Annotated in this window: 2 rRNA genes; both read right to left on the bottom strand. The window is 54.8% G+C overall.

Going from position 1 to position 3,563, the window contains the following annotated elements:
• Window positions 1-11: 11 nt before the first annotated feature.
• Window positions 12-128: ribosomal RNA gene (gene rrf / locus PY310_RS21195) — 5S ribosomal RNA — on the bottom strand.
• A 218-nt stretch (window positions 129-346) separates the two neighbouring features.
• Window positions 347-3,487 (bottom strand): 23S ribosomal RNA (locus PY310_RS21190).
• Window positions 3,488-3,563 lie beyond the last annotated feature (76 nt).

Below are 3,563 nucleotides of genomic sequence, written 5' to 3'. Positions count from 1 at the left end.
TTTTAATGGTGTTCCGGCGGTGACCTACTCTCCCACACCCTCCCGGGTGCAGTACCATCGGCGCTGTGGGTCTTAGCTTCCGGGTTCGGAATGGGACCGGGCGTTTCCCCCACGCTATGACCGCCGTAACCTTATGTCCGCACCCTGGACAGTGGTGTCCGGGCGGGAAATCTGTGGTTACAACATTGTGGTGTTGTTTGTATTGTGTTGTGTTTTTTGTTCCCTGACGCAACGGACCCGTGGCGGGTTTGTTGGTTGGGAACCACATAGTGGACGCAAGCAGTCTTGTTTCTTTTTACCACTGCTGGGTGTGAACGTCTTTTGAATGCCGTTCACGCAGTGGTGTGTGGTGTAAGTTATCGGCCTATTAGTACCGGTCAGCTTCACGAGTCGTTAGTCCTCGCTTCCACATCCGGCCTATCAACCCAGTGGTCTGGCTGGGGGCCTCTCACACACAAGGTGTATGGAAATCTCATCTCGAAGCGAGCTTCCCGCTTAGATGCTTTCAGCGGTTATCCCATCCGAACGTAGCTAATCAGCGGTGCACTTGGCAGTACAACTGACACACCAGAGGTTCGTCCGTCCCGGTCCTCTCGTACTAAGGACAGCCCTTCTCAAATTTCCTGCGCGCGCAGCGGATAGGGACCGAACTGTCTCACGACGTTCTAAACCCAGCTCGCGTACCGCTTTAATGGGCGAACAGCCCAACCCTTGGGACCTACTCCAGCCCCAGGATGCGACGAGCCGACATCGAGGTGCCAAACCATGCCGTCGATATGGACTCTTGGGCAAGATCAGCCTGTTATCCCCGAGGTACCTTTTATCCGTTGAGCGACGGCCATTCCACAATGTACCGCCGGATCACTAGTCCCGACTTTCGTCCCTGCTCGAGATGTCTCTCTCACAGTCAAGCTCCCTTGTGCACTTACACTCGACACCTGATTGCCAACCAGGCTGAGGGAACCTTTGGGCGCCTCCGTTACTTTTTAGGAGGCAACCGCCCCAGTTAAACTACCCATCAGGCACTGTCCCTGACCCGGATTACGGGCCGAAGTTAGATGTCCAAAGTGACCAGAGTGGTATTTCAACGATGACTCCACCCGAACTGGCGTCCGGGCTTCAACGTCTCCCACCTATCCTACACAAGCCACTCCGAACACCAATACCAAACTATAGTAAAGGTCTCGGGGTCTTTCCGTCCTGCTGCGCGTAACGAGCATCTTTACTCGTACTGCAATTTCGCCGAGTTTATGGTTGAGACAGCGGGGAAGTCGTTACTCCATTCGTGCAGGTCGGAACTTACCCGACAAGGAATTTCGCTACCTTAGGATGGTTATAGTTACCACCGCCGTTTACTGGGGCTTAAATTCTCAGCTTCGCCCGTAAGGGCTAACCGGTCCTCTTAACCTTCCAGCACCGGGCAGGAGTCAGTCCGTATACATCGTCTTGCGACTTCGCACGGACCTGTGTTTTTAGTAAACAGTCGCTTCCCCCTGGTCTCTGCGGCCCCGATCCCCTCCCACCAGCAAGTGGTGTTCAAGGTTGGGGCCCCCCTTCTCCCGAAGTTACGGGGGCATTTTGCCGAGTTCCTTAACCATAATTCTCTCGATCGCCTTAGTATTCTCTACCTGATCACCTGTGTCGGTTTGGGGTACGGGCGGCTAAAACCTCGCGTCGATGCTTTTCTCGGCAGCATAGGATCACCAAATCCCCCCACTAAAGGGGGTCCCATCAGATCTCAGGCATCATGAACAGCGGATTTGCCTACCGTTCGCCCTACATCCTTAGACCGGGACAACCATCGCCCGGCTCGGCTACCTTCCTGCGTCACACCTGTTAATACGCTTGCCTCCCAGGATCAGGTCCCGCGCTCCACCAAAACCCGCACACCACAAGGGTGATTGGGCAGGTCTCGGGCGGTTAGTATCCCCTGTTCAACATGGACGGTTTTTCGCCGGTACGGGAATATCAACCCGTTGTCCATCGACTACGCCTGTCGGCCTCGCCTTAGGTCCCGACTTACCCAGGGCAGATTAGCTTGACCCTGGAACCCTTGATCATTCGGCGGACGGGTTTCTCACCCGTCTTTCGCTACTCATGCCTGCATTCTCACTCGTGTAGGCTCCACCGCTGGTTTACACCGCGACTTCACTGCCCACACGACGCTCCCCTACCCATCCAAACGCCTGAACCACAAGGGCTTAGCAATATTTGAATGCCACAACTTCGGCGGTGTACTTGAGCCCCGCTACATTGTCGGCGCGGAATCACTTGACCAGTGAGCTATTACGCACTCTTTTAAGGATGGCTGCTTCTAAGCCAACCTCCTGGTTGTCTTCGCAACTCCACATCCTTTCCCACTTAGCACACGCTTAGGGGCCTTAGTTGGTGGTCTGGGCTGTTTCCCTCTCGACTATGAAGCTTATCCCCCACAGTCTCACTGCTGCGCTCTCACTTACCGGCATTCGGAGTTTGGCTGACGTCAGTAACCTTGTAGGGCCCATTAGCCATCCAGTAGCTCTACCTCCGGTAAGAAACACGCAACGCTGCACCTAAATGCATTTCGGGGAGAACCAGCTATCACGAAGTTTGATTGGCCTTTCACCCCTACCCACAGCTCATCCCCTCCATTTTCAACTGAAGTGGGTTCGGTCCTCCACGACGTCTTACCGTCGCTTCAACCTGGCCATGGGTAGATCACTTCGCTTCGGGTCTAGATCACGCCACTGCAACGCCCTATTCAGACTCGCTTTCGCTACGGCTTCCCCACACGGGTTAACCTCGCGACGTAACACTAACTCGCAGGCTCATTCTTCAAAAGGCACGCCGTCACAGCTACTTGTGATAAATCACGGCTGCTCCGACGGATTGTAAGCACACGGTTTCAGGTACTGTTTCACTCCCCTCCCGGGGTACTTTTCACCTTTCCCTCACGGTACTGGTCCGCTATCGGTCATTAGGGAGTATTTAGGCTTATCAGGTGGTCCTGACAGATTCGCACGGGATTTCTCGGGCCCCGTGCTACTTGGGATACTCTCACAGGCGGCACAAAACATTTCGGTTACGGGGCTCACACCCTCTCTGGCCGGCCTTTCAAGACCGTTCACCTATGCCTGCACATCACACCCCACCAGTCCGGCAGAACTGGTATGGAAAGTCCCACAACCCCGACCATGCAACGCCCGCCGGCTATCACACATGGAACGGTTTAGCCTGATCCGCGTTCGCTCGCCACTACTAACGGAATCACTATTGTTTTCTCTTCCTGCGGGTACTGAGATGTTTCACTTCCCCGCGTTCCCCCCACGCACCCTATGTGTTCAGATGCGGGTCACCAGGCAGATCGCTCCCCTGGCGGGGTTTCCCCATTCGGACACCCTGGGATCACAGTCCGGTTATCGACTCCCCCAGGCTTATCGCAGATTCCTACGTCCTTCTTCGGCTCCTAATGCCAAGGCATCCACCGTGTGCTCTTAAAAACTTGACCACAAAAGATCAATTCAGAAATTTTCGAGAGAACCACGAAAACCAACCACACCCAACAACCACACCCCCCAAAAAGG

The sequence above is a fragment of the Pseudarthrobacter naphthalenicus genome (assembly GCF_029076445.1).
GTDB classification, from domain to species: domain Bacteria; phylum Actinomycetota; class Actinomycetes; order Actinomycetales; family Micrococcaceae; genus Arthrobacter; species Arthrobacter naphthalenicus.
The sequence above is the reverse complement of the archived record's forward strand: the minus strand, read 5'-3'. Positions and strand labels throughout refer to the sequence as shown.